At 74.0% G+C, this 2,093-nt stretch carries 2 protein-coding genes; both read left to right on the forward strand.

All coding sequences use genetic code 11. The features are described 5' to 3' along the window. A partial coding sequence (locus tag E1267_RS43510) for a hypothetical protein (protein WP_220449963.1) occupies positions 1-732 on the forward strand: 732 nt, incomplete at its 5' end. A gap of 107 nt (positions 733-839) precedes the next feature. Further along, the coding region (locus E1267_RS43515; RefSeq protein ID WP_132342133.1) for a serine/threonine-protein kinase at positions 840-2,093 on the forward strand (1,254 nt) is incomplete at its 3' end.

Genomic DNA, 2,093 nt, shown 5'->3' on the forward strand with positions numbered 1-2,093 from the left:
GTACGGAGTCCCGGCACGACCACGACCCCCGTGCCAAGCTCGGATCCGACCACCGACGCCGGGGACGCCCCCACACCCGCGACCTCGGTGCTGCGGGTGGGCGTGGGCGGTCTCGCGGTGGACGAGAAGGGGCTCGCCCGGGCCACGGTTTCCCTGCGTACCAGCGGCACCGAGCCCGTCGTGGCCGTCGCGACCTGGCGGGCCCGCGGCACGGACGGCCGGGTCCAGCGGGTACGCCTGAGCGGCGCCACGTCGTACACCCGCACGCTCGCTCACCCCTTCCGGTCGCGCCCGTGCGGCGCGACGCTGTCGGTGACCGTGCGCGCGGGCGGCAGGACGGCCACCGCGCGGACCACGGTCTCGTGCCCTCCGGCCGTGACGCGGGTGTCGGTGCGGCGGGCCGCCGTGTCCGGCGGCGCCCTGGCCGCGACGGTCGCGGTGACGACGTCGGACGCCCAGCGGGTACGCCTCACCGTCGCGTTCGCGGCCGGGGGCGAACGCCTGGGCACGCGGACGGTCACGCTGTCGGGCGCCACCTCGTACACGATGACCCTGCGTCTCCCGGTCGAGCTGGGTTGCGGCTCGACGTGGACGGTGACGGCCGCCACCGTGCCGGCGGCGGGCAACGGGGGCTCCACCGCGTCCGGCAGCACACCGGCATGTCCCAAGGAAGAGCCGGATGACCAGCCAAGCCACAGCCCGCGCCCGGAGTCCCCTGGCACCATCAGGTGACAATGCCGACATCTGGCGATATCAGTAGCGGGATTGTGGTTCCCTCTGGTTAAGCTACGGACCGTTTGATGAGGGTGGGGGCTCGCACGACTCCGGAGGAGACCGCTATGCATGGTGATGGTCAGTGGGGGGTCCCTGGCTATACCGCGGTTCGCGAGCTCGGAGCGGGCGCCGCGGGTCACGTGGTTCTGGCCCGCCGCGACTACGACGGCGTCGAGGTGGCCATCAAATACCTCAGCGACGAGCTCCGCTCCGACATGGGGTTCGTGGCCAGGTTCCGGCACGAGGCCAGGTTGCTCGCCACGCTCCAGAGCGCCTACCACGCCCGTCTGATCGACTACGTCGAGAGCGGCCAGGGCGCGGCGATCATCATGGAGCTCATCAACGGCGTCTCGTTGCGCGAGCTCATCAGGTCCGAGGGCCCCACGGGCCCCGAGGCGGCCCTGACCGTGCTCAAGGGCTCCCTCAAGGGCCTGGCCTCGGCGCACGCGGTCGGCGTCGTCCACCGCGACTTCAAACCCGAGAACGTCATGGTGCAGGGCGACGGCACCAGCAAGCTGGTCGACTTCGGCATCGCGGTCAGGACGGGCCAGGGCGCGAGCCCCGCGGGCACACCTCCGTACATGGCCCCTGAGCAGTGGTCGGGCACGACCGCGGGGCCCGCCACCGACGTCTACGCGGCCGCCGTCGTCTTCTTCGAGTGCCTGACCGGCGCCCGTCCCTTCCGCGCGGTCAACCTGGCCGCGCTGGCCCGCCAGCACCAGAGCGCCGTTCCGCCGCTCGGAGACGTGCCCGAGCACCTGCGCGGCCTGGTCGAACGCGGCCTGGCCAAGGATCCGGCCGGGCGCCCGTCGTCGGCCGAGGCGTTCCTGGCCGAGTTGGAGACCGTCGCGGGCGGGGCGTACGGTCCCGACTGGGAGGAGCGCGGACGCCGCCGCCTGGCCGCCCTGGCGGGCACGCTGGTGCCGCTCTTCCCGGCCGCGCTCGACGAGCCGGCCACGACGAGCACGGCGCTGGCCGAGACCCGCTTCCGCGACCCGTCGCGCCTCCTGCGTACGCTGCCCGCCAAGCTGGCCATCGGCGCCACCGCCGTCGGCGTGCTGGCCACCACGATCGTGCTGCTGGTCAACGCCGCCGAGGACAAGCCCGTCCTGCAGGCGCAGGTCACCCGGATCGCGCCGGCCACGACCGACCCCGGCGCACCGGAGAGCGCGATCACGGAGGAGGCGCCGGCGCCCTCCCCCGAGGTGAGCACGCCGGAGCCTACGCCGACCTCGCCGACCTCGCCGACCTCGCCGACCACGCCGTCGACACCGGCGGGCGCCGTGAGCGACGCGCCCCCGCCCGTCCGGCCCAGCACC

Origin of the sequence: Nonomuraea longispora, from assembly GCF_004348345.1 — a bacterium.
Taxonomy (GTDB): domain Bacteria; phylum Actinomycetota; class Actinomycetes; order Streptosporangiales; family Streptosporangiaceae; genus Nonomuraea; species Nonomuraea longispora.